General features: G+C 53.2%; 15 protein-coding genes. 7 read left to right on the top strand and 8 right to left on the bottom strand.

The genetic code is table 11. The features are described from left to right. Positions 1-58 precede the first annotated feature (58 nt). Positions 59-1252, bottom strand: a complete 1194-nt coding sequence (locus MHI43_RS06420; protein ID WP_036662614.1) for an acyltransferase — start codon at positions 1250-1252, stop codon at positions 59-61. A gap of 180 nt (positions 1253-1432) precedes the next feature. On the opposite strand from MHI43_RS06420, the gene MHI43_RS06415 reads away from it, so the two are divergent. The 5 genes from MHI43_RS06415 (at position 1433) to MHI43_RS06395 (ending at position 6421) form a co-directional block, all read left to right on the top strand. Continuing rightward, positions 1433-2365, top strand: a complete 933-nt coding sequence (locus MHI43_RS06415) for an AraC family transcriptional regulator (RefSeq protein WP_012819403.1) — start codon at positions 1433-1435, stop codon at positions 2363-2365. Positions 2366-2569: 204 nt separating this feature from the next. Beyond that, positions 2570-3877 (top strand): ABC transporter substrate-binding protein, encoded by a 1308-nt coding sequence (locus MHI43_RS06410; RefSeq protein WP_012819402.1) that lies wholly within the window; start codon positions 2570-2572, stop codon positions 3875-3877. An 86-nt stretch (positions 3878-3963) separates the two neighbouring features. Further along, positions 3964-4914, top strand: coding sequence for a sugar ABC transporter permease (locus MHI43_RS06405; RefSeq protein ID WP_051425333.1), 951 nt, complete (start codon positions 3964-3966; stop codon positions 4912-4914). Position 4915: 1 nt separating this feature from the next. Beyond that, the gene (locus MHI43_RS06400) at positions 4916-5740 is read left to right on the top strand and encodes a carbohydrate ABC transporter permease (protein ID WP_036662359.1); all 825 of its coding nucleotides are present in this window, start codon (positions 4916-4918) and stop codon (positions 5738-5740) included. A 141-nt stretch (positions 5741-5881) separates the two neighbouring features. Beyond that, positions 5882-6421 carry a GNAT family N-acetyltransferase gene (locus MHI43_RS06395; RefSeq protein WP_036662357.1) on the top strand — a complete coding sequence of 180 codons (540 nt, stop codon included), beginning with the start codon at positions 5882-5884 and terminating at the stop codon, positions 6419-6421. Between the two features lie 95 nt (positions 6422-6516). On the opposite strand, the gene MHI43_RS06390 is transcribed toward MHI43_RS06395, so the two are convergent. Both MHI43_RS06390 and MHI43_RS06385 read right to left on the bottom strand, forming a co-directional pair. Further along, a complete protein-coding gene (locus MHI43_RS06390; protein WP_051425332.1) occupies positions 6517-7026 on the bottom strand; it encodes a GyrI-like domain-containing protein in 510 nt (169 codons plus the stop codon). A gap of 56 nt (positions 7027-7082) precedes the next feature. After that, positions 7083-8033: a YafY family protein gene (locus MHI43_RS06385; RefSeq protein WP_012819397.1), complete on the bottom strand. Its 951-nt coding sequence runs from the start codon at positions 8031-8033 to the stop codon at positions 7083-7085. 238 nt (positions 8034-8271) lie between these two features. Here MHI43_RS06385 and MHI43_RS06380 point away from each other — a divergent pair, with 238 nt between their 5' ends. Both MHI43_RS06380 and MHI43_RS06375 read left to right on the top strand, forming a co-directional pair. Next, positions 8272-8754 (top strand): PH domain-containing protein, encoded by a 483-nt coding sequence (locus MHI43_RS06380; protein ID WP_012819396.1) that lies wholly within the window; start codon positions 8272-8274, stop codon positions 8752-8754. Beyond that, the gene (locus MHI43_RS06375; protein ID WP_012819395.1) at positions 8747-10426 is read left to right on the top strand and encodes a PH domain-containing protein; all 1680 of its coding nucleotides are present in this window, start codon (positions 8747-8749) and stop codon (positions 10424-10426) included. Before MHI43_RS06380 ends, MHI43_RS06375 begins: the two co-directional genes overlap by 8 nt. On the opposite strand, the gene MHI43_RS06370 is transcribed toward MHI43_RS06375, so the two are convergent. The 5 genes from MHI43_RS06370 to MHI43_RS06350 form a co-directional block, all read right to left on the bottom strand. After that, positions 10421-11059, bottom strand: a complete 639-nt coding sequence (locus MHI43_RS06370) for a TVP38/TMEM64 family protein (RefSeq protein WP_012819394.1) — start codon at positions 11057-11059, stop codon at positions 10421-10423. The genes MHI43_RS06375 and MHI43_RS06370 overlap by 6 nt on opposite strands. Positions 11060-11266: 207 nt before the next feature. Then, entirely contained in the window at positions 11267-14206 is a 2940-nt protein-coding gene (locus tag MHI43_RS06365; protein ID WP_036662352.1) for a family 10 glycosylhydrolase, read from the bottom strand. Between the two features lie 332 nt (positions 14207-14538). Continuing rightward, a complete protein-coding gene (locus MHI43_RS06360; protein ID WP_036662350.1) occupies positions 14539-15534 on the bottom strand; it encodes a Gfo/Idh/MocA family oxidoreductase in 996 nt (331 codons plus the stop codon). A gap of 37 nt (positions 15535-15571) precedes the next feature. Next, positions 15572-15898 carry an antibiotic biosynthesis monooxygenase gene (locus MHI43_RS06355; RefSeq protein WP_036662348.1) on the bottom strand — a complete coding sequence of 109 codons (327 nt, stop codon included), beginning with the start codon at positions 15896-15898 and terminating at the stop codon, positions 15572-15574. A gap of 163 nt (positions 15899-16061) precedes the next feature. Beyond that, on the bottom strand, positions 16062-22157 hold the full coding sequence (locus MHI43_RS06350; protein WP_200868612.1) for a phosphodiester glycosidase family protein: 6096 nt from the start codon (positions 22155-22157) through the stop codon (positions 16062-16064). Between the last annotated feature and the right edge of the window lie 203 nt (positions 22158-22360).

Here is a 22360-nt window from a genome sequence, read left to right as displayed (position 1 = left end):
AGAAGGTTTTTTTGCGTTTCATTGTTCGCTCAGAAGATGGAGGTTACCGAATCTGTATCTAGTCGGCCTTTATGGTCTGTTCCGTCTGTATTTGGCCCTTGCGTCCTCTCAGCTTCCCAGACGCGAATAACGCTTTGTTCCACCTGGATAACCCGAGCAGAATCCGGGCATCCACGAGCCGGTAAAACCAATGGGCCACCGCGGCGATAACCGCAAACGTGAGAATCGTGGTAAGCAGCACGCGGGGACCATAACCCAGAAACGGGCTGAGTTGCAGAAAGACATAGCTTCCGAACGAGCAAATCACCGTAAAGTGAACGAGGTACAGCGAGAACGAGATTTTACCCAAATAAGCAAAAAAACGATGGCTGAATATCGACTGCATTCGGCTTGAATGCAGCAGCGCCGTCAGGACCAGGAATGATCCGATTACATGATAAAACACAAAGAAATCAAAATCGGCAGTTCTCCACTGGAGGATCGAATATACCGTTCCTTGCGGTGCGACATAAGGATAGGAGCCTAGGTAAATACCGGCGCAGAGCAGCAGGAGCTGGATCCAGGACCGATGGATAAATGCCGGCCGCTCCCTTCCGCTGTTCTTTACATCGCTTAACAGCATTCCCAGGACGAATCCCAAATAGTAGGAATCGATGAATAAACAGATGAGGATTGCATACACGGCATAACGAATCCGATGGCGGCCGCAAACAATCAGAAAAACGAAGATCATGAACGAACCAAACAGCTCGTACGTCATCGTCCATAGCACGGGATTGTACTGCGAGCCATAAGTAAAAAAGGTATGGAACAAGCTTTCCTTCAGCATAACCAGCAGATTGGCGTCCGCGGCAAACGGATCGGGCATCGAAGATAACGTCATCCCGCGTATATTGTCATAAGCCCCGAGATCCCATACGAGGATCAGATATGCAAGGAAAACGGATGCCAAAGCCGGCACGGCCAGACGAAAATAGCGGCGGATGGCGGAAGAATAAACGATGAACCTGTCCCCTGTTCCAAAAAAACGATAGCTGAGCACGTATCCGCTGAGCACAAAAAACAGGCAGACGGAGAAGTTGCCGTTAAACAGCAGATTGAACGGCGTTCGCGCGGCAATCCCCTCAAAAGCGAAATGCTCGATCTCCTCCCTCCCCTCAAAAACCGACGGTGCAAACACTTGAAAAAAATGAGATACCACCACGATCAAGGCGGCAAGCCCTCTCAAGCCGTCCAAATATACGATTTTCATAAACAACCCCACGTTCCCCTATGAAATAGGCTGATAATGTAACCTATATTTCTTAGGGAGGAAGAGGAATTCTGTACACGATCCGGATGTTTTAGGGATAATCATGTTTAAGAAAATGGCTGCCACCTAAAATGAAAGCGTTTTCTTAAACTAAGAAAAATCATAGGGGAGGGAAAAAATTTGAGTATTTATTGGAGTCAGGTCGATATTGAAGAACTAACGGGATCAGGTGTCGTTTATTTTAACTCAAAGATGGAGATGTTGGAAGGTCTTCCATGCAAAATGTATAAATTGACCTATCAGCAGAGCCTATGGACGCATTGCCATGATTATTTTCAGATATGGTATGTGGCAAAAGGCGCTTTCCTGCACACCGTCCAACAACAGGTATACGAGATACGCAAAGGCGATATTTTTGTTATTCCTCCGTTTACCCTGCACAGCGTAAGCATTTCACCCGATGAGGACATCGAAATTTACGGATGCGAATTCATGCCCTCCTTCGTGAACGAGAGATTTCAGGAACAGCCGACAGACCATGCCTTTTTCGATGTGGCCTTTCTGGAATACTTTCTGCGCAAGGAAATGAACGCCCAATCCCAAATCACGCTGGACAGCGTGACCGACGTAACGGTCCGAAATGTCCTGAAGGATATGCTGATCGAATACGAGAGACGCACCCCTTTTTTTCAAATCTCGCTCAAAGCCAAGCTGCTTGTGCTTCTCTCGATTCTGGCACGGCAGGTTAACGGCGAGCTGCTGCGTGAAGGATTCGAGAAATCGGAGAAATACCGGGAAATCATGACAAGAGTCGTTGATCACATCCATAACCACTACCAGGAAGATATGAATTTGAATGATCTATGCAGCCTATCGAATTTATCAAGGTCCACGTTCTGCATCCTCTTCAAAGAATGGACAGGCAAAACATTCAACCGTTATCTCACCGACCTGCGGATTCTGCAGGCCATGATGATGCTGAAGCAGCCGGAATTATCCGTAACGGATGTGTGCTATTCCACCGGATTTAACGAACTCTCCTATTTCTGCAGAATCTTCAAAAAGTATACGGGCATCTCTCCCACCGACTTTCGTAAACAAGCGATGAAATAGAATATTCAATGCCATACGATAATCCTATTTTTGAACACGATAGTGAAATGAAATGATTTTTTTACATGCTACGATATCCATAATTCTTACAAATAACTGGATCAGGGCCGGTTGTTTAGTCAACTGTGTTGGGGAGGGAATTGATAGAACTTTGATGAATGACGTTGCACGATTGTACACGATTGCTCAAGGGGAGGAAGAGGAATGAAGAAGAAATCTTGGATCTGGAGCCTTATTCTATTGTTCTCTATCGTAACAGGATGCTCGGGCGGTAATGCGCCCCAAGCGGGCAGTGATGCTGGTGACAAACCATCCGATAATCCGCCTGCCCAGGATGCCGTAACGCTCGACTTCTGGTACGGATGGACCGGACCCGAAGCGGAGGCGTTGGAAGCGTTGATTGCCAAGTGGAACAGCGCCAATCCCGACATTCAAGTGAAGGGCTTATCCCAAAGCGATTACCAGAAACAGCTTACCGCGATCACCGGGGGCAATCCTCCGGACATCGCATCCCAATTCGGACAAAATGTCGTGCCGTGGGGACTCCGTGGCGCCATGATGCCGCTGGATGATTATATAGCGAAGGACGGCGTCGATCTTAAGGACTTCGTGCCGGCTGCCCTAAGCACTTCCCAGCATGAAGGCAAGACGTATGCAATCCCGACGGCCATGCACGTGTCCATGCTGTTCTACAACAAGGATATTTTGCAGGAAGCCGGTTATGACGGTCCGCCGGAAACGATAAGCGATTTGAAAGAGTATATCAAGAAGCTGAGCGTCGTCGAGGATGGAGGCCGCCTCCAGCGGCTCGGATTGTGGCCGGGCATGGATGCGTATACGTTCAGTTATGCCTTTAACGGATCGTTTTATGATGAAGCAGCGCAAAAGGTGACGCCTGATCATCCGGGGATCCAATCGGCCATCAAGCTCTCGAAGGAGATCTGGGATCAATACGGTTCCGATAATCTGGACCGATTCTCCTCCGGGCTCGGCCAATACATGTCGGCACAGAATCCGTTCTTCTCGGGCAAATATGCGATGACGATTGACGGAGAATGGCTGCCCACCTTCATCAAGCAATACTCGCCTGATTTGAATTATGGCATAGCTCCCATTCCTTATGATGAAAGCAACCCGGAACTCAAAAACTCGGGGAATGTGACGACCAGCGTATTCTATATTCCGAAAGGCGTCAAAAACCCGGACGCTTCCTGGAAATTCATCAAATGGATGACCGAGCCGGAGCAAATGGCCGAGTTTACGGCTGCCCTCGGGAATCTCCCGACGCGAAATTCGGCCTTCTCCAACCCGCTCTACGAGAATGTGCCAGGGTTTAAGGAATTCCTCGACTATTCGGGGAGCGAAAACCTGAAGTCCTTCCCGGCTTCTTCCTACGCGAACGAGTACATGACGGAGTTCAGCGCGCAATATGACGCTATTCTCCGAGGCACCGTCAGCATGGAGGAAGGCTTGGAGAAGGTGAAGGCCAAGATTCAGCCGCTGGTGAAATGACGAACCAAGCAGGCTCTGTCCAATGCAGCGTTGGTTTGGGCAGGGCTGCGTTACTAAATACTTAAAGCGGAAGGAGAATCGCGAAGATGAGAGTCTCCACAGCAAATCAACGAAAGCCCGTGTCAGGCTGGTCCAGGAAGGAGCGTCATTATGTGTATCTTGGCCTGGCGTTCGCCTCTCCTTGGATCATCGGGTTTCTGGCTTTTACCGTCTATCCGTTCTTCGGTTCGCTCTATCTGAGTCTGACCGAATACGATTTATTCAGCCCTCCCCAGTGGGTGGGGCTGCAGAATTACGAGCAAATCCTCGCGGATGACCGCTTCTATAAGTCGCTCGGTAACACTTTTTTCATGGCGTTCATATCCGTGCCGATCACGCTGGCCGTCTCACTATTGATTGCCGTGATGCTCAACTTCAAAGTGAAGGGGATCAATTATTACCGCACCATCTTCTACCTTCCGTCCGTCATACCGATCGTTGCAAGCGCTCTATTGTGGACATGGATGCTGAACCCCGACTTCGGTTTGGTTAACATGGCACTTCGCACCCTGGGTTTAACAGACCCGGCGTGGCTGCTGGATCCCCGTTATACGAAGCCGTCCCTTATCCTGATGAGCCTGTGGGGCTTGGGTGCCGGCGCTTTAATCTTCCTGGCCGCCCTCCAGGGCGTGCCAAGGCAATATTATGAAGCGGCTCAGGTGGACGGAGCGAACTGGTGGTACCGCTTCTGGAAGATTACGGTCCCTGCCCTGTCCCCCATCATTCTTTTTCAGCTCATCATGGGGTTGATCGGCGCCTTCCAAATCTTTACGGAATCGTATATTTTGGCTGGCGGCAAGGTGGATGGAAGCGGCTCATTGGGCGGGCCGGAGCAATCGCTGCTGTTCTATGCGGTCAATTTGTACCAAGAAGCCTTTGTCTTTCTGAAGATGGGTTATGCCTCGGCGCTCGCCTGGATTCTGTTCATCATCGTGCTGCTGATTACGTTCATCCTGTTAAAAACGTCGGGCCGCTGGGTCTATTACGGAGGTGAGTAACATGGCTGTCAGGTTGCGGGTTATCTTGCCGCATGCGGTCCTTCTTCTATTCGCTGTGATCTTCCTGTTTCCATTTGTATGGCTGGTGATGACCTCGCTGAAAACGCCGGAGGAGATACTCGAGTTCCCGCCGAGCATTTTCCCCGAGACGTTCCAGTGGTCCAATTATAAAGAGGCGCTTTCTGCCATTCCGTTTACCCGCTACATGATGAACACGTTTCTGATTTGTATGGTGAATATCATCGGCCAGCTATTCTCTGCACCGCTGGTAGCCTACTCGATTTCCCGCATCCCCTGGAGGGGCCGGAACATCATCTTTACCATCGTCGTGGCAACCATGATTCTGCCGGCTCAAGTGCAGATGATTCCGCAGTACATCATCTTCACCAAGCTCGGCTGGGTCAATACGATCATGCCGCTTACCATCGGCGCATTCTTCGGGGCGCCGTTCTTCATCTTTTTGCTTCGGCAGTTTCTGCTTGGCGTGCCGACCGAATTGTCCGAGGCAGCAAAGATCGACGGGGCTTCGGAGCTGCGGATCTATATCAAGATCATTATGCCGATCCTGAAGCCGGCACTGGCCACCGTTGCTTTATTCTCTTTTGTATGGTCGTACGTGGATTTCATGGGACCGCTCATCTATCTGAACGATTCGGCCAAATGGACCATCACCGTCGGCCTGCAAAGCTTTCAGCAGGACCACGGGGCGCAGTGGGAGAAACTGATGGCGGCATCCACCATCATGGCGATTCCCATGATCCTGATCTATTTCTTCGGACAGAAGTATTTCATGAAGTCGGGATCGGCGTTGACCGGGTTTAAATAAAGGGTTGGATGAAAAACCTTCTCTTCCATGACGGTTAGGCCAATCTGGCCTGCTGTGATAAGAAAGAGGAGGTTTTTGTGCTGATCGGGCAGAAATAAACAACTATGAAGAAACATTCAATAGACAAAAAGGATGAGAACAATGCCTTATCACATCACAGCCATGACGGAGGCGTTTGCCGATCAAATCATGTCATGGAACTATGAGCCTCCCTATGACTTCTACGACAGCGGACAGGATGAGGAGTTTCGAAAAGAGCTTCTGGAATGCTCGTATTACGCCATTCTGGGCGCTGAGGAGCAATTGATCGGTTTTTGCTGCACCGGCCCATCTGCCCAAATACCGATGGCGATCCCGTTAGGGGCATACGATGAGGATCTGCTCGATATCGGACTCGGCATGAAACCGGAGCTGACGGGAAAAGGCTTGGGACACAAGTTCCTCTCCTGCGTGCTGGCATCCATGGGAGAACTTCACCAACGCGAATCGTTTCGGCTGACCGTGGCCCGATTCAACGAACGAGCCATTCGCCTGTATGCCAAGCTTGGCTTCTCGGAGGCTGCATCGTTCGATAAGGGCGGCACCTCCTTCATGACGATGGTCAAAAAGCGCGGGGCATCTTCAAACAGCAAGAAGGGCATCTCGCAAGATCCAGGATCTTTTGAGACACCCTCTATTTGATGTTGATAACCATCGGTTGGCCCGGATCGGATCATATTCCGTTGGATCGTCTTATCAGCTCCAGGCACCCGAACCGGTCTTCCGATGCTTCGCGGCTATTCAATTGCGATATATACGTCCACCACAGTATTCGCAGGATCAAACTGCTGCATGTCATAGCGTTCGTAATCGCCCGTATAGGTTCTTTTTTCCGCCGCTTGGTCGAAGTAGCTCCAAATTTCATGCCATACCTCAGGCACGATCTCCATTAAGGGGCCACGTCTTGTCCGGAATACCAAGTACCTGGATGCAGGGACGGAGGCTTGCTGAAGTTCACTGGAGGTTTCGGCAGCCACGTCTTCATTTATCCTGTTGCCGATTATTAAGGTGTACGACCCGGATGCGTCGCTTTCGTATTGCGTGTACAACGCATAGATGGCTTGATCCTTATCAGATAATCGTGCCTGCAAGCCGCTTTGGAAATACCGATCCCATAACTGCGGTATTTTGCCTTGCGGTCCTGCCTCCGCTTCGTTTGTCGTTCGGACGCCGACGCCCTGAATGGACATGGCGGGTCTAGTTTCGATCCATCGTTCACTTTGATTCTGCTGTTGACTATGACTCATAGTTGTTTCCTCCTTGAGATAAATATATCTCTATTCTAAAGAGGTAACGTGGACATCTATCTGTCCGGGTTATCGTAACGCAGCAGCATCCGTTTCGCCCTTCGCTTCACTTCCTCGGCTGCTTCGCCCGGAAGCTCAACCAGCACTTGATCCCCGAAGCTCAGAATCATGCCGTAAAACCAATCGTCCAGCTTGTATAACACATGAACGCGCAAAGATCCGTCCGGGTTGACGGTCACTTGTTCCGGCGGAAACATATCCGCCACCCGCTGACGCGCGGCAGCCTCGAATAGCAGCACGGTCTCCTGCTCCCGAGCATTGGACCAGGAGGAGTCCCATTCCAAACGTTCCTTGCCGGGCCATGGCCTTGGCTCATACGCTTCGCTCAGCATCTTGATATCCTGCATGCGCGACAACCGGAAGAGGCGAAAATCTTCCCGCTCCAGGCAAAAGGCCTGCACATACCAAACATTGCCCTTCAGAAACAAGGATGCCGGTTCAATGGTTCTTCGCTCCGCGCTGCCTTCCGCATCGATATATTCCATCTGCACCCTGCGCTTGTCATGAATGGCTTGTTTGAGCAAGCCCACGGCGGGTTTCAGTCCCTGACGCTGTCCCCAAGGCTGAAAGTCCATGACTACGGGCTCCTTCCGATATTCATCGCCAAGTCCCTGCTCTACCCTGCGCAGCAGCGCTTTGATCTTCTCCAGCAGCATGCCCATCTGCGGATCCTCCAGTGCGCTGCTCAGCCCCTTAACGGCTGTAACCAAGGTGCTCATCTCCTCGGCGGACAGCCAGTACTTATCGATCATATAATGCTCCATGATCTCAAATCCGCCGGTAATCCCCTGGTGGGCAACAATCGGAATGCCGGCTTGGCACAGCGTATCCATATCTCGGTATATCGTCTTGCTGGATACCTCGAACCGATCCGCCAGCTCTTTGGCGCTCAGTCTCCCACGGTTAAGAAGCAGGACGGTTATGGCTAACAGCCGGTCTATTTTCATGATCAGCCATCCTTTCGTTCTCGATCATTTCATCAGCTTTCTTAACTCAAGCTTAACAGAATCGGGATGTGTTCATGCAACCGTTAGGTCGGGTTCAGATGGTCGTTAATCTGTTATGCTACAATGATAAGCACGGCAAGCAAATAGGGGCGGAATGAAACGCAGTTTTCCCAAGCAACGTAGACATACATATAGGTAAGGAATGATCGAATCTTTAACATCAAGGAGGAACCTACATATGGACCATCGGCTTGACGCCATGCGCAAGTGCCACCCGGACTCCGTCACGATCTCCCGCATAACGGGCTTCATCACGGACGGAATTATTATGCTCGCTGCAGCAGCTTATCTGATCATCGCGGCTATACTCGGATGGACCCTCATTCCCGGGTGGATCACCATCGGACTCTTGGTTCTCGGAGCATGGTTTACTTGGGCCGTGCCCTCTTTCACTTACAAACAATTCGGCTTTAAAGTCAGCGAGGAAGAGTTGGAGCTTCGCTCCGGCTGGATCTGGCTCAGCGACACCCTCGTTCCCATGACGCGGGTCCAGCATGTCGAGCTGGAACGGGGGCCGCTCCTTCGCAAATACGGGTTAGCCAAGGTCAAGGTGGTCACGGCTGCAACGACCCATGTCATTCAAGCGCTCAAGCTGGAAGAAGCGGAGGAACTAAAGAAACAGATCGGCGAGCTGGCCAAAGTGGTGGATCACGATGAATGAACCGACAAGGCTGCACCGGCTGTTCATCCTGTTTCCGCTCGCAGACAGCGTAAAATCGCTCATTCCGATCGCAGCCCTGGTATCCATCAAATTCCTTAACGGAAAATCGCTGCGCGACATCCCTTGGTATTGGCTGTCCGCCGCCATCGTCATCCTGGTCTCCCTTCTGCTCCTGTACGGTTATCTGAAGTGGAAACGCTTCGTCTATACGCTGGAAGAAGACAAAATCCTCATCCGCCGCGGCGTGCTGTTCCGGGAGGAATTGTCCATTTATACAGGCCGCATCCATTCCATGAATATGGAGCAGCCCTTGCTGCAGCGTTTATTGGGGCTTACCCAGGTCCGCATCGAAACGCCGGGCAAAAAGGAAGGCGGCGGCGGCATCCTTCCGGCCGTCACCAATAGCGAAGGCGAACGGCTGCAGCGCTGGCTGCGCGAGCAAACCCAAACCAGGCAGGCGGATCGCGACGTTCACCCAGCTGCGGAAAACTCCGGCCGATCCGGTCAGAGCCTTTCCTCAGAGACGGAGAGACCGTCCGTTCCTTCTCCGGGGACCCCGGAGGCTTATGAATCCGTTCACCACCCGTCGTATCATAACCGGGACTTCGAGAGCGTTCTGTTGATGGATTCCGAATCCACCGCCGCCGGCAGAGAGAAGGCAAGCCGTCCCATCCCGGCCGAGGAAGAACGCAGCACGCTGCTCCAGCTATCCTCGGGCCGTCTGCTCATCGCCGCGCTCTCTTCGCCCAACCTGTCATTGGCTTTAGCCTTTGTGGGCGGTATCGTGTCTTTTGCCGATGACCTGCTGCCGGATCGGATGTACCAATCGCTGTTTCAATCGGCAGGAAAGCTGCTGCCCGGCAGCTGGATCAGCATCGCGGCATTGGCGCTCATCGTGTCCTGGCTGCTCTCGGCCGTGCTCTACACGATCAAATATGCCGGATTTACCGTCGAGCGTTTCGGGAAACAAATCTCGGTCAGCTGCGGTCTGCTGGAGAGAAAAAGACTGCTCTTCTCCCCGGAACGCGTATTGGCAATAACCGTAAAGGAAGGCGTATTCCGGCGATGGTTCGGTTACGCCGAAGTCAAGGTTCATGTGCTTACGTCAGAGTCCGAAAAACATTTCATGCTGCATCCTCTGCTGAAGACCGGGGATATCCCGGCGCTGCTGAAGCGGGTTACGCCTCAATTCAGCGCTCAGGCCATTTCGGCTTCGCCGCCGCCCCGCGCCAGATGGATGTACGTCCGCTGGAAGCTGGCTTTTGCCGCAGCGGTCAGCGCCGCATGCATTTGGTATTTTGACAGGCTCGGTTTATTATCGCTCTTGCTGCTTCCGCTCTCGTTCGCCTGGGGGCTTCTGTCGCACCGGGATTCCGGACTGAACGTCACGGGTAAACAGCTTACGATCCGCAGCCGCTTCATAGCAATGTCCACCAGGTACATACGCCGGCCGCAGATCATTGCCATGGAGGTCAGCGGTACCCGTAGGCAGCGTAGAAAGGGGCTTCTCTCCCTTCAAGTGAAGATGATATTCAGCGAAATCAACGAGAGTTTAAGCGGAATGGAACAGCAAGAGATCGAGGCCGTACGGGCATGGTTCCAACAGAAAAAAGGCGAGACCTTAGCACCTCCGGAGCGAAGCGGTCCCACCTCATCGATCGAACGCCTATAAGCGTTTGGCCTCCGTTCTTCCCGAACGGCCAAAGCCCGACAAGCGGTAAACCAGAAGGGTTACGGCAAGAAATACGCCATATACGCCTATGGTTATTAGGATATGGGAAGGATTGGACATCAAATTGTCTCCTACCATCGAGAACAGCAGCATGGCGGGAATTTTGCCCAATGCGGACGCCAAGCTGTACGATACGAACGTTACCTTGCTGAGCGCTGCGTACACATTGATGACGATGGAAGGAATAAACGGGATCAACCGGGTAAACAGGATGGTCAAAAAGGCGTTCCGTTCAAACATCGTGGTCACTTTTCCCAGGCTGTTGTAACGGTGAAGCGCCCGGTTGCCCCATTCCTGATAACCGTAGCGGATGAACATGAACATCAGGATGGAAGCAGCTGTGGAGCCGACCCAAGTAACCATCCCGCCGATAACCGGACCTAGGGCCGCCCCGATTACGCCGCCGACAACGGGATAAGGGATCACCGGGAACAAAGCCATGGCGACAGCGACGAGCATGATCAGCATGATGCTGTCTGTCGAGCGAATCCATGCCAATATGAACTCGCCTTTATAGTAAATAAGACCACCAACGGCAACGTAGACAAGTGCCATTCCTAATTTTTTGACCATGCACCACACTCCAAGACATAATGCCTCTATTGTACCATGGAGCATGTCGATTGGAACAAGCAGCAAAAGGGACATCCTTAGGCATAATGCCTAAGGATGTCCCTTTTTTTTTGATACAGGCCAGTCCGTTCTCTAAAGCGACATCTTGCTAGAGAAGCAAACCCGCCGTGAACCGGTATGGGTTATAATCTACGGGCGCATGTAAGCTCACGGCTTGCTCGGTTTCCCCGGTGGATTTACTGGGGGCTTTCCAGGCTTGCCACTATGTTTCACTTTCACCGTGACCGGTTTGCTTGGGGCACTCTCGTTATGCAAACGATCGACAGCCGTCACCACATACGTATAGGTTTGTCCCTTCACAACGGTACGATCAACAAAGAATTGCGTCATTCCGGCGTTTTTCCTGAAAGTCCCTATTAAATTCGCCGGTTCCTGAACGCTGCCGGTTTCCCGACCGTTAAAGCGATAAACCGCGTAATACGTCTCGTCGTCAGACGAAGACCAGCTGAGCTTCACGCCTTCCTGTACTTGGTCGGCCTTTGGCTTCTTGGTCGCAGCCGGTGCCTCCGATTCGATCCAAGGCATGGCCGGGATGAGCGCCGGGTATCGGTACAGATCGTTCTTCAGTCTGTCGGTAAATCCAAGCGCGTTGTCCTTAAACCATTTGGAGCTGAAATACATGCTGCCCCGAACTTCCTCGAAGTTTCGATTGTATTGGATCTGGTTCGGCATTTCGTCGGGGTTGGACCAGTCGGCATTCGACCCGATTTTATATACGGCTTGTCCGCTGTATAGATGAACGTTCTTGCCGGACACGATCCCGCTCCACCAATCGATCAGCTTATCGTAAGCCGCTGCGGAGTACCCGATGTTCCAATAAATCTGCGGCGTGATATAGTCGATCCACTCTTCTTCGACCCATTTCTTCGAATCCGCGTAAATCGCATGATAACTCTCAAGTCCCGTCGTTTCGGAGCCGGCCGGATCGCTGGATTTGTTTTTCCAAATACCAAACGGGCTGATGCCGAATTTCACGTAGCTCTTCTCTGCCTTGATGGCTTCCTTCACGTTTTGAATGAAGGTATTGACGTTATTTCTTCTCCAATCGCTCTTGTTCGTAAAGGAGCCCTTGTACTGATTAAATGTATCCGTATCCGGGAAATCCACGCCCGTTACGGGATACGGGTAGAAATAATCGTCAAAATGCACGGCGTCGATATCGTAATTCCGAACGACCTCCATGATGCCGTCAATGATGAACTGCTGCGCCTCCGGCACCCCTGGATTGAAATACAGCTTGCCGCCGTATTCCTCGACCCAGTCGGGATGCTGCCTGGCCGGGTGATCCGCTACCAGCTTGTTGATGTCTCCCTGCAGGCTGATGCGATACGGATTGAACCAGGCGTGGAACTCCATGTTTCGCTTATGCACTTCCTCGAGCAGGAATGCCAGCGGATCGTAACCCGGATCCTTGCCTTGTTCACCTGTCAGCCACTCGGACCAAGGTCCGTATTGGGACGGGTAAAAAGCATCCGCCGTCGGTTTGATCTGCATGATGACCGCGTTCATTCCGGCATCCTCCAGTTGATCGAGCAGCTGAATGAATTGCTGCTTCTGCTGCTCCGGATCGGTAACCCCTTTAGCCGGCCAGTCGATATTATCGACGGTGGCGATCCATGCCGCCCGCATCTCGCTTTTCGGATGCCGGGAAGCTTCATTCACGGTGATATAGAGCGAATCGGTCTTTCCTTGGAACGCGGCTGTTATTCTAGCGGAGCCTACCTTCAAACCGCTCACCACCCCTTTATCAGAAACCGAAGCGACGTCCGGGTTGCTGCTGGTAAACGTAACGCCTTCCTCTAGGGTTAGCGGTTCAGCCATCCATGAGTACGTGGCGGATACCACCGTTTCAAAAGAATCTCCAACCGTCACAGACGTAAGTCCTTGAAGTTGAATGCTTTGCAAAACAGGAACCGGATCCGTCACGGTAATGGTATGATGGGCGGATGCTCCCCGGTACGACGCCGTAATGGCAGCCGTCCCTTCGGAAACCGCGGTCAGTCGACCCGCTTGATCGACCGATACAACGCCAGGCTGATCGCTTGTATAGCTAATGCCTTCGGTCATCCACACCGGATCCGTTTGGTTTCCGTAGACGGAGTAAACCACGCTGCTTCTCATTGTACCGGTGACGCTCGTCTCCATATGAAGCGGTCCGGACAACAGCAATTCATGGGGAGCCGGGGCATCCGCCGCCACATGCAGCTCCAGCTGGGCTTTTGGCGCATCGCCGTACTCGGCCGTGATGGTCACCGTTCCCGGTGCCAATGCTTCAATGGTGTCGTATGTAGCGCCCGTCACGGTGGCAACGGATTCGTCGCTGCTGGTCAGTTTCACGCCGGATGTCAGTAACGTTGGTTCCGACTGTCCTTCATAGGTTGCATAAACTTGCGGTTTGACCGTTTCACCGACGCCCATAGGCGTCAGTCCGCCGATGTCGAGCCCATAAACCGGAGAAGCCGTATAGAAGGCGGAGAGCCTGTCGAAGTATAAGGCACCTTTGTTTTTATTCGTGTCTTTTAATTCGGCTACGTAGATTTGATTCACTTTGAGAGGAGCCTGAATGGTAGAAGGAATGTTTAATTTGACGTATTTCCAGCCCTTCCAGTTAAGACCGGAGGTGGCTGTAAAATCAACGGTATGCTTGCCGCCGGAAGAATCCTGGAGCTGTGCACGGAGCCAGTGGTTGCCGCCGTCGCCGTAAACCCACAAGCCGAGTGCCTTCGGTGATCCGGGAACGCTCCTGCCTGTTGATCCATCCGGGTCTCTGAAATTGAGATAAGCCGCCGAGGTGCCGGATTCGCTGCCCACAAAATCATAGCTTAAAGCTGCAGCATGATGTCCGTAATAAATCGGCTCCGGCCTCCCCGCCAAATCCAGCTGGGCCTTCCCCCTTGCGGAAGACGCAAATAAATTCGTTACCGATTCAAAATCCTCCAGCACCACAGCTTCCGGCTGTCCTGCGCTTGCGTTCGTTTCAACGGAACCGCCCCAAACAGACACGGCCGAGCTGAGCATCACGGCGAATGCCAACGTCATGGACAGGATGGACTTACTGCTTCGATAGACACGCCTTTTGGTTATCATTCATCAATTCACTCCCTATGGTATGAGTGCTTGCTATCCGAACCGAAGCCCGATTTCCAGCGAAATCGGCTGCCGCTCACCTCCGATCATGCGACTGAAGTAGATGACGTCATGCTGTTGCACACACGTTCATCTCTATCACTATCATATTGAAATTTTATTTCAAATTTCAATAGTTTTTGTAAAATATAATTTTAAATCTCCGGCAGGAATTTTAGTCATCATGACGTACAATGACCAAAAAAAGCCAATACGGGCAAAGCCCGTATTGGCTACTTCAAACCATTCTTTTATTTCGTATAATCAAGAAACCCGATCATAAGCGTCACGGCTTAACCTTCCGAAGGATACTTCAATCCCCACTGCCCCCGGATCTGATCCAGCAGCCTCATAATCGCAAGCGATTCGTCCAGCGGCATCACATCGCTCTCGAGCCGCCCTTCCAGCAGGCAACGTCCCACTTCGTAAGCCTCGAAGCTATACCCCTTCTCTTGTCGGTCATCCGTCACAACCACCGGTTCCTCGCCATCGACATGAAGCGCAGCGGATGTCGCGTTCAAGAAGGACGGAATGTGGATATGCCCGTTGGTGCCATAAATATAAGCTTCATTCGTCAATCCCAGCCGGATCGCCCCGTTTAACGATGCCGTCTTGCCCGATTCATAGGATAGAATAACGGAGAACTGCTCATCTACGCCCGTCTCGCCGATATGCGCGGTGCTCCAAATCTTCTCGGGCTCGGCTCCAAAGATCATGGCCGCAAACGACACCGGATAAATGCCCGCATCCAGCAGCGCGCCCCCGCCGAGCTCCAAATTCAGCAAACGGCCCTGCGGATTCCAGCCGCTCCGGAAACCGAAATCGGCCTTCACCAGCCGGACGTCGCCGATCAGACCGTCCTTCAGCCATTCGCGCACCTGCCGGATCGGCGAAAGGAAACGCGTCCACATGGCCTCCATCAGGAACAGCTTATGCTCCCGTGCTGATTCGACTAACTCCTCCAGCTCATCCCCGTTGATCGTAAAGGGCTTTTCGCACAGAACGGATTTGCCTGCTTGGAGACACATCAGCGCATGGTCCCTGTGCATCGGATGCGGAGTCGCTATGTACACAACGTCGACATCAGGATCCGACACGAGCTCCTCGTAGCTGCCATACGCCCGCGGTATATCGTATTTCGACGCAAACTCGCCTGCACTGCTGGCCGTACGGGAACCGACCGCCAGAAACTGAGCGTTGTCCACATATGCCAAATCGGCTGCAAACTGCTCCGCAATCCAGCCCGTCCCCATAATTCCCCATTTGACCTTGCCCGGATTCTGCACCATAAAACTCCTCCTCTTCCTCTCCATGATCTGGCCTTGCCTAAAGCTTATAGAAGCTGTCCCGCTCCACCTTGCAAATTCGCAAGCCAAAGCTTTCATACCACTCGTTCTTACCCCGTTCCTGGGCTACCTGATGAGCCGCGTTCTCCTTCCATAAACGTATGGACTCCAGGGAGTCCCAATACGAAACCGTGATCCTGAGACCCTCGTCCCGAGCGGATTCCACCCCCAGATAGCCGGGCTGCTGCGCAGCGAGCTCCGCCATTTTATCGGACATCGCTCCGTAACCCCGGTCGCCCTCCGTTCGTTTGGACACAAAAATGCAAGCATAATAAGGCGGCTTCGGCGTATTCGCGTATTCCGTCATCCTCTTCCCCCTTTCCGGTTACTCAATAGGTGTAACTTCGGCTTACGTTCGTTCATTGACCTTGTATATCATTATATCGGAACTTCCGCCATACTTTAACCTAAAAAAAGCCTCTCTCCTCTGTGAAGTTCTACAGTGGAGAGAGGCGGTATTCGCCTAAGCTTTACTTCAGCTTATTCAACAGATTATGGATGACCTGCGCGCTTTCCGCACGCGTGGTCAAACCTTCCGGTGCAAAACGGCTCGGCGCATGGCCCTGAACAAATCCGAGGGCATGCGCGGTTTCTACCGCTTCGCGAACCCAGTCCGGAGACTCGGCGAGATCGGCAAATCCGCTTCCCGCGCTGATGTTCTCCTGCTGTTGTTTCATCGCGTGGGCATAAGCGCGCACCAGCATCGCCGCCATTTCCTGGCGTTTGATCGGGGCGTCCGGTGCAAAACGGTCTTTGGCCGTTCCGTTCACGATGCCGGACTGGGCGGCCGCCGACACGGCCTCGGCGTACCATTTGCCTGAAGCTACATCGGCGAACGGCGCAGGTCCTTCTGCCTTAAGATCCAGCAGACGAACCAGCATCGCGGCAAACTCGGCCCGGGTCACTTGCTGCGCCGGTGCGAAGCGGTCCGCGCTGACGCCTTCGATGAGCTGCTTCGCGGCCAAATCTCCGATCACCTCCGCTGCCCAGAACGAGGATGGCACATCCGCAAAGGTTTTCTCGTAATCCAGCAAACCGTAAGCGCTGAAATGGCGGATTTCCGCGGCCATGCGGCCGTCTTTGTTTACACCGCCTATATACTCCAGCTCTCCGCTGCCGGATACATAGTACATGGAAATTCTTTTGCCATGAGCATCTGAAGATACCGGCAGTTCCAGCATGATCGGATGATCGAATTCGGTTAAGCTGTAGACTTTGCCATCCGCTGTCGTCAATTTAAGCTCGAACTCCAGCATGGCTCCGGCTGCTGTCAGCTTAGCGCCGGAGACGCGGGCAGCTTGCGCGATCCGCTGCTTCATCTCGGCCTCCGTTAATGTGGCGGCACTCAGTTTTATCGTGCCCTTCTCAAGCTGGCCGGCATCTGCAAGGGCGCCCAGCTGGCGAAGCACTTCGGCCGGGATCGTTAGGGACAAATTCTTCGCTTCAAGGTGGATCGAACCACCTTTGAGGATGTCTGCTGCATTCCCTGGCAGCGTGATATCCGTAAAGTTTCCATCTACCGACAAGGTCACTTGCCCATTCGACAGTTTAGCTGCAAGCTCGTTGGCGGATAAGGTGATGCTGCCTGATGACGGCGGTGTCACGGGCGGCGTTACTGGAGGCGTAACCGGTGGTGTTACCGGCGGCTGCACGGGCGGGTCTACCGGCGGCTCCGGTCCCGGATCGGGATTCCCTCCACCACGGGTGATCACCTTCAAATCATATTCCGACTTAAACCCTTCATAGGTTGCCGAAATAACGGTTGCCCCTTCTGCCAAAGCCCGTACCGAGCCCTGTTCATCAATGGAAGCTACGTCCGGCTTACTGCTCGCATAGGTTATGCCTTCGATTAAACGGATATGGCTGCCGTCGGTATAAACCGCCTCGGTTACCGTCTTATCGGTATCCCCGACCTTCAGCTCGGATTTGCCGCTTAAGAGTATCGATTCGATGCTGCCGTTCGGGATTCGGTCTACCGTAATACTCACGTCTGTATAAACGTCCGGTGCCGCCGTGCTGGTCGCTCTGACGACGGCATTGCCCAGCCCTTGAGCCGTCACGATGCCGTCTGTGGATACGCTGATGACGTCATCCGACGGTTCGGAATGGTAGACGGACCATACAACGGTTCGTTCCGCACCGCTCGGCTTCACATCAGCCAGTAACTTTTGGCTCTCGCCTACAGCTAGCGTCAGCTGGTTTGGAGTTACTTCAATCCACTGCGGCTCCGGCTTCGTATCCGATTTCGTCAGTGTAAACTCGTCCACGACGCGTCCGCCAACCGTTTGGGTTACAAAATGAAGCTCGTCTCCCTTCACTTCCACGGAGGCATACATTTGAGTCTTCTCTTCGTCGACCACCTCATGCCAGCCCCGCTCCGTGTGGGAGTAGAATTTAGGACCTGACGATCCCGCCACGACGTAAGTCGTGCCCTTCCCGTCCGCGGCAATCTGGTTGTTCATCATCGGGTAGGAACGAATATAAATATGATCATGTCCGTTTAACACGAGATCAACGCCGGATTCCTCCAGCACCGGCGCCCATAGGCTCCGTACCTCGGCGGAATCGTAGATGCTGCCGTATGGACCGCGATGGAACATCGCGACAGTCCATTTCTTATCATTATTAGCCAGATCCTGCTGAAGCCACTTCTTCTGATCCTTCAGCTGATACTCGCTGTTCAGCATAATGAAATGAACGTCCTTGTAATCAAAAGAGAAGTTGGTTCCTTTCAGGCTGTCCAAGCCATTGCCCGGCTGGTTAAAGTGAGCCAGGAAGTCTCCGTTTTCCTTCGTCCCCATCACTTCATGGTTGCCGATGGCCGACACCAACGTCGTATTCAGGAAATGCTTCTGGGCTTCATCAAACCAATAGTTCCACTGCTCCTCCAGGAAGCCTTTGTCCACCATATCCCCGGCATGGACCATGAATTCGGCGTCCGGATGCTCGGCTGCGGCCTTGTCGATCGTATTCCCCCACAGCTCGAACTCTTTGGCGGTGGATGCCTGGGAATCCGCAAAATACAGGAATTTCGTTGTGTCTCCCGCGAGCTCCGTTGTTTTAAACGAGCCTTGGGCACTGTAATGGCCTTGGCCGTCACCGACACGGTACACATACTCTGTCCCTGGGTCAAGGCCGGCCGCCGTTGCTTTATGGACGCGTACCGTGCCGAGGTCCAAGGTATGGTACAGCTCGCTGGCACCATTGAACTTCTGGACGTTCGGCGCATCGAAATCCGTGAATTCGGATTGCTTCGCTAGTTCCACGACGGTCCCCTCCGTCGCCGGGTCCGTGTGCCAGTTCAGCATCCTCGACGTGGCCGGATCTTCTCCCATGCCCACGCTGATGTTGAAAGGAGTAGGGCTTCCGGCCAGTGGCGAAACCTTGAACTCCAATGCCGGACTGTATTGATTGCCTTTGACGGCCTGCACGGTATACGTCTTGACCTGGGACGTCAGCGCCCCGGTCTTCAGGATACCCGCCGCATCCGTTGTTCCCACCGCTGCCGAGTCTGCCATGATCTGTACGCCTTCAACAGGCTGCCCTTGGGCATCGGCAACTTCGAACACCGTTTCGTATCCCTCTACGATTCCTTCCTCATTCCAGCTCAGCGCATAATGCGTTGCGATCTGCGATTCGATCGGAAGACCATAGAACGAAAATTCGGTATTGCCCGTATCGGTGAAGGATACCGCCCCGGACGTGAGCGCTATGATGCTGCTGCCGGTTGCGTTCTTTTTCACGTCATACCGGATTTGGCCGATCCAATCCGTATTCTGCAGGGATGCGGTATGGATGTCCTTCCAGGTCACCCTCACCTTTCCTGTTGTACCGTCGATGCTTGCGCTAACCTGGGATGCACTCAGCTTGTCCCCCGGTATGAGCTCCAAATTCTCCACTTTGGTGGGATCGAATTGGAAATCGACATGGCCGCTGCGAATTTGGGATGTCTTCACACCGCCGATATCCAGCGTGTAACTGCCGCCAACATAGACCGTTTCCGGCGTATCGTACACCACCTTGGCTGAACCGGTATTTACGGTGAAGTTCCATTCCTCGGTCGTTTGGTTGCCCGACAGATCACGGACGGTGACTTTTGCTTGATGAACGCCATCGGCGAGCGGAACGCTCGGCGTGTAATGGATTCTTCCTTCCGGCGGATACAGGGTATGCTGCACCAGACTGCCATCCAGATAGAATCGGATTTTGTCCGGATCGATCAGCGTCGTTCCCGGGTGTGCGACAGGATCATAGCCGGCATCCTCGGCATACACGGTAATGGTCGGCGTGTTCTCTGTAATCTCCGCACCGTCGGCCGGCGAGAATTTCTTCAGAACCGGCGGGTCGATATCGTCGTTGGCCGGACCGTACAATGCGCGAATTTCGTCCACGTAGATGGCTCCGGCGTCTTTTTTCGCGGCCTGTGTTTCCATATATCGAACCGGCATGTCCATCACCAGCGGAAGGGTTCTTCCTTTGGGCACGGACGCTTCGAGATACTTCCATCCCTTGAAATCGACGCCTACCGTCTGATCGGTGAAATCGAGCGGGATCGCACCCTTGCTGTCACGAATTTGGGCACGGAGCCAGTGCGCGTTGCCGTCTCCGTAGACCCACATGCTGATTTTCTCCGGATAGCCCGGAATTTCGATATTGTCCGCGGTGCCGTTCGTCTGCAGATAAGCACCGGAGGTACCGGTCATTCCGGTAAAATCGTACTCCAGCTTCAAGGCGCCATTCCCGGAACGAATATAGGTCTCATCGGTTTCAATGGATACCTTGGTCGACTTGAACTGCGCACCGGCGCTTGGTTTATAACGGCTAAGGCCGTTCTCGAAATCTTCGAGCATGACCGGTGGAAGACCGACGTTCACTTCGATTGAGGTCTCGATTTGACCGTACTTCACGAAGATTTTGCCGCTGACGTCCTGCTTGTCCGTAGCGGTAAACGTTCCGTTTGCGTCAATCGTCCCGATGTCGCCTTCGGTACGCCACTCCAAACGGCTATTATCGGCCTGTACCACTTGACCGTTGCGAAGCGCCGTGACCTTGAGCGTCTCGGTCGAGCCGGAGGAGAAGGTCTTCACGGCGTCGGAGAACTTGAGCTCAGTCAGCTCATCGACGACTTCCAATGCGGCTTTCCCTATCAGATTACCGGATTGTACGGATACCTCGGTCAATCCAGGTTGGTTGCCTGCCGTAAACGTCCCGCTGGCGTCGATCGTCCCATAGGCTGGGTCAACGCCCCAAACCGCGGCCTCCGTCATTTTCGCGGGATGCAGATTCTGGTCCACGGCCGCCGTTTTGAAGGTAGCGGATGAACCTGTCAGAACTCTTTCCAGCGTGGGGGCCACGACAAGTTTATTCGCCGCTCCTTCAGGTGCTTTGTTCACCAGCAAAATGCCGTTGGCCGTCTTGCGTTCCCCGCCGTCAGAAGGCGAGTTGAGCACCTTGCGCTCCGTTTCTCCCGGCAGGCGGGCGACGAAGGTAGCCGAACCGCCTCCGTCCAGATTCAGTGCGTTAACCACGCCAAGCTCCTGCAGCATTTCGCCAAGCTCGATGTAGTTAAGCCCTTCACTGAACCCCGGCTGGCGGCCATCAACCTCGAACAGCACGACGGAGCCGTCCGCTTTCGTTCCCACCACCGTTCTGGGGTGTACAGCCGGATCGGTATGCTGCTGCACGACCCCATCCTTGACCAGCATCACGGTACCGCCAATCGCCATCGTGACATCCTGCCACTCGTTATCCAGCTGAAAACCCGCCGTCACTTCATCCCCTGCCTTCAGCCCGGCAAGCTTGCTCCGCTGCGAGCCCGAAGCTGACAATACCACTTGACCTTGGCCGATCGACGAATTCCCCTGATCCTTAACAACAGAGACCACCTTCATCGTCAAGGTCTCCCCGCTGGCGACCCTGCCGCTCACGATATCCAGAATCACTTCGTCTCCCAGATTATTGGTCATCGTGGTGGCATTGAATTTTTCGGTATAAAGCACAAGTGCGTCCGTCCCTCTTAGACGGTTGATAGAGGACAGGCTGCTGACCGTTCCGCCTATCGTCACATTTTTCGTTAATTTCGGACTGCCGTAGAGGCTCGTTCCGTCCTGTTTAATGCCAAAGGCGTTCCGGCCGCTGGGCGGATCCGTCAACAGTTCTCCGTCCCCCATGAACAATCCGAGCGGAATTCCGGTGGACATATCGTAGAAATCTCCGTTCACCGCCGCGATGACGCGATTGCCTGCCTTATCGGCATCCGACGCCATTTTACTGACTCCCTGCATGCCGTATACCTTGCCATCGGTGAGACCCGGCTGAAGCTCCAGATTTCCTTGCGATGGATCAAATTCCACCATATGGACCTTCTGCTCGCCGCTGCCTTTTTGCATATTCGCCCACGTGTATGTAGCCCCCGGCCCGATCTCCATCTGCCGCATATCAATGACCGATGCAGCGGCGGCCGCTGTGTCGGCTGCAGCAGCTTGTCCTGCGGGAAACAGCAGCGATAGAAACATCACACCGCTGAGCAGCGATGATATTCTCTTTTTGCTCCTTAACATGTACATGAATTCCTCCTTCTCTATGCTTGGACTCTGGTTCCTCTCGGTTGTAAGTCCGCTCATGAACGAAAGACCTACTCGGGAGTATAGCGCTCGCTTGTTAATTCCACCTCCAATCTGTGTTAAGACCGGGTTAACTCTGCCGGTATCGGCTTTACATTTAGTCATTAGCTGGAAGGGCTGTAAAAAGTATGCTGCCGATTCGTATT

Source organism: Paenibacillus sp. FSL H8-0457 (assembly GCF_038051935.1).
Lineage (GTDB): Bacteria > Bacillota > Bacilli > Paenibacillales > Paenibacillaceae > Paenibacillus_AQ > Paenibacillus_AQ lautus_A.
This window is presented reverse-complemented; position numbering and strand designations above follow the sequence as displayed.

Coding starts and splice junctions, on each gene's coding strand:
- MHI43_RS06420 (WP_036662614.1), bottom strand. CDS start 1,252: ATGAAAATCGTATATTTGGACGGCTTGAGAGGGCTTGCCGCCTTGATC.
- MHI43_RS06360 (WP_036662350.1), bottom strand. CDS start 15,534: ATGGTGCAGAATCCGGGCAAGGTCAAATGGGGAATTATGGGGACGGGC.
- MHI43_RS06385 (WP_012819397.1), bottom strand. CDS start 8,033: ATGAAAATAGACCGGCTGTTAGCCATAACCGTCCTGCTTCTTAACCGT.
- MHI43_RS06370 (WP_012819394.1), bottom strand. CDS start 11,059: ATGGTCAAAAAATTAGGAATGGCACTTGTCTACGTTGCCGTTGGTGGT.
- MHI43_RS06400 (WP_036662359.1), top strand. CDS start 4,916: ATGGCTGTCAGGTTGCGGGTTATCTTGCCGCATGCGGTCCTTCTTCTA.
- MHI43_RS06350 (WP_200868612.1), bottom strand. CDS start 22,157: ATGTACATGTTAAGGAGCAAAAAGAGAATATCATCGCTGCTCAGCGGT.
- MHI43_RS06390 (WP_051425332.1), bottom strand. CDS start 7,026: ATGAGTCATAGTCAACAGCAGAATCAAAGTGAACGATGGATCGAAACT.
- MHI43_RS06405 (WP_051425333.1), top strand. CDS start 3,964: ATGAGAGTCTCCACAGCAAATCAACGAAAGCCCGTGTCAGGCTGGTCC.
- MHI43_RS06380 (WP_012819396.1), top strand. CDS start 8,272: ATGGACCATCGGCTTGACGCCATGCGCAAGTGCCACCCGGACTCCGTC.
- MHI43_RS06395 (WP_036662357.1), top strand. CDS start 5,882: ATGCCTTATCACATCACAGCCATGACGGAGGCGTTTGCCGATCAAATC.
- MHI43_RS06375 (WP_012819395.1), top strand. CDS start 8,747: ATGAATGAACCGACAAGGCTGCACCGGCTGTTCATCCTGTTTCCGCTC.
- MHI43_RS06355 (WP_036662348.1), bottom strand. CDS start 15,898: ATGACGGAATACGCGAATACGCCGAAGCCGCCTTATTATGCTTGCATT.
- MHI43_RS06410 (WP_012819402.1), top strand. CDS start 2,570: ATGAAGAAGAAATCTTGGATCTGGAGCCTTATTCTATTGTTCTCTATC.
- MHI43_RS06365 (WP_036662352.1), bottom strand. CDS start 14,206: ATGATAACCAAAAGGCGTGTCTATCGAAGCAGTAAGTCCATCCTGTCC.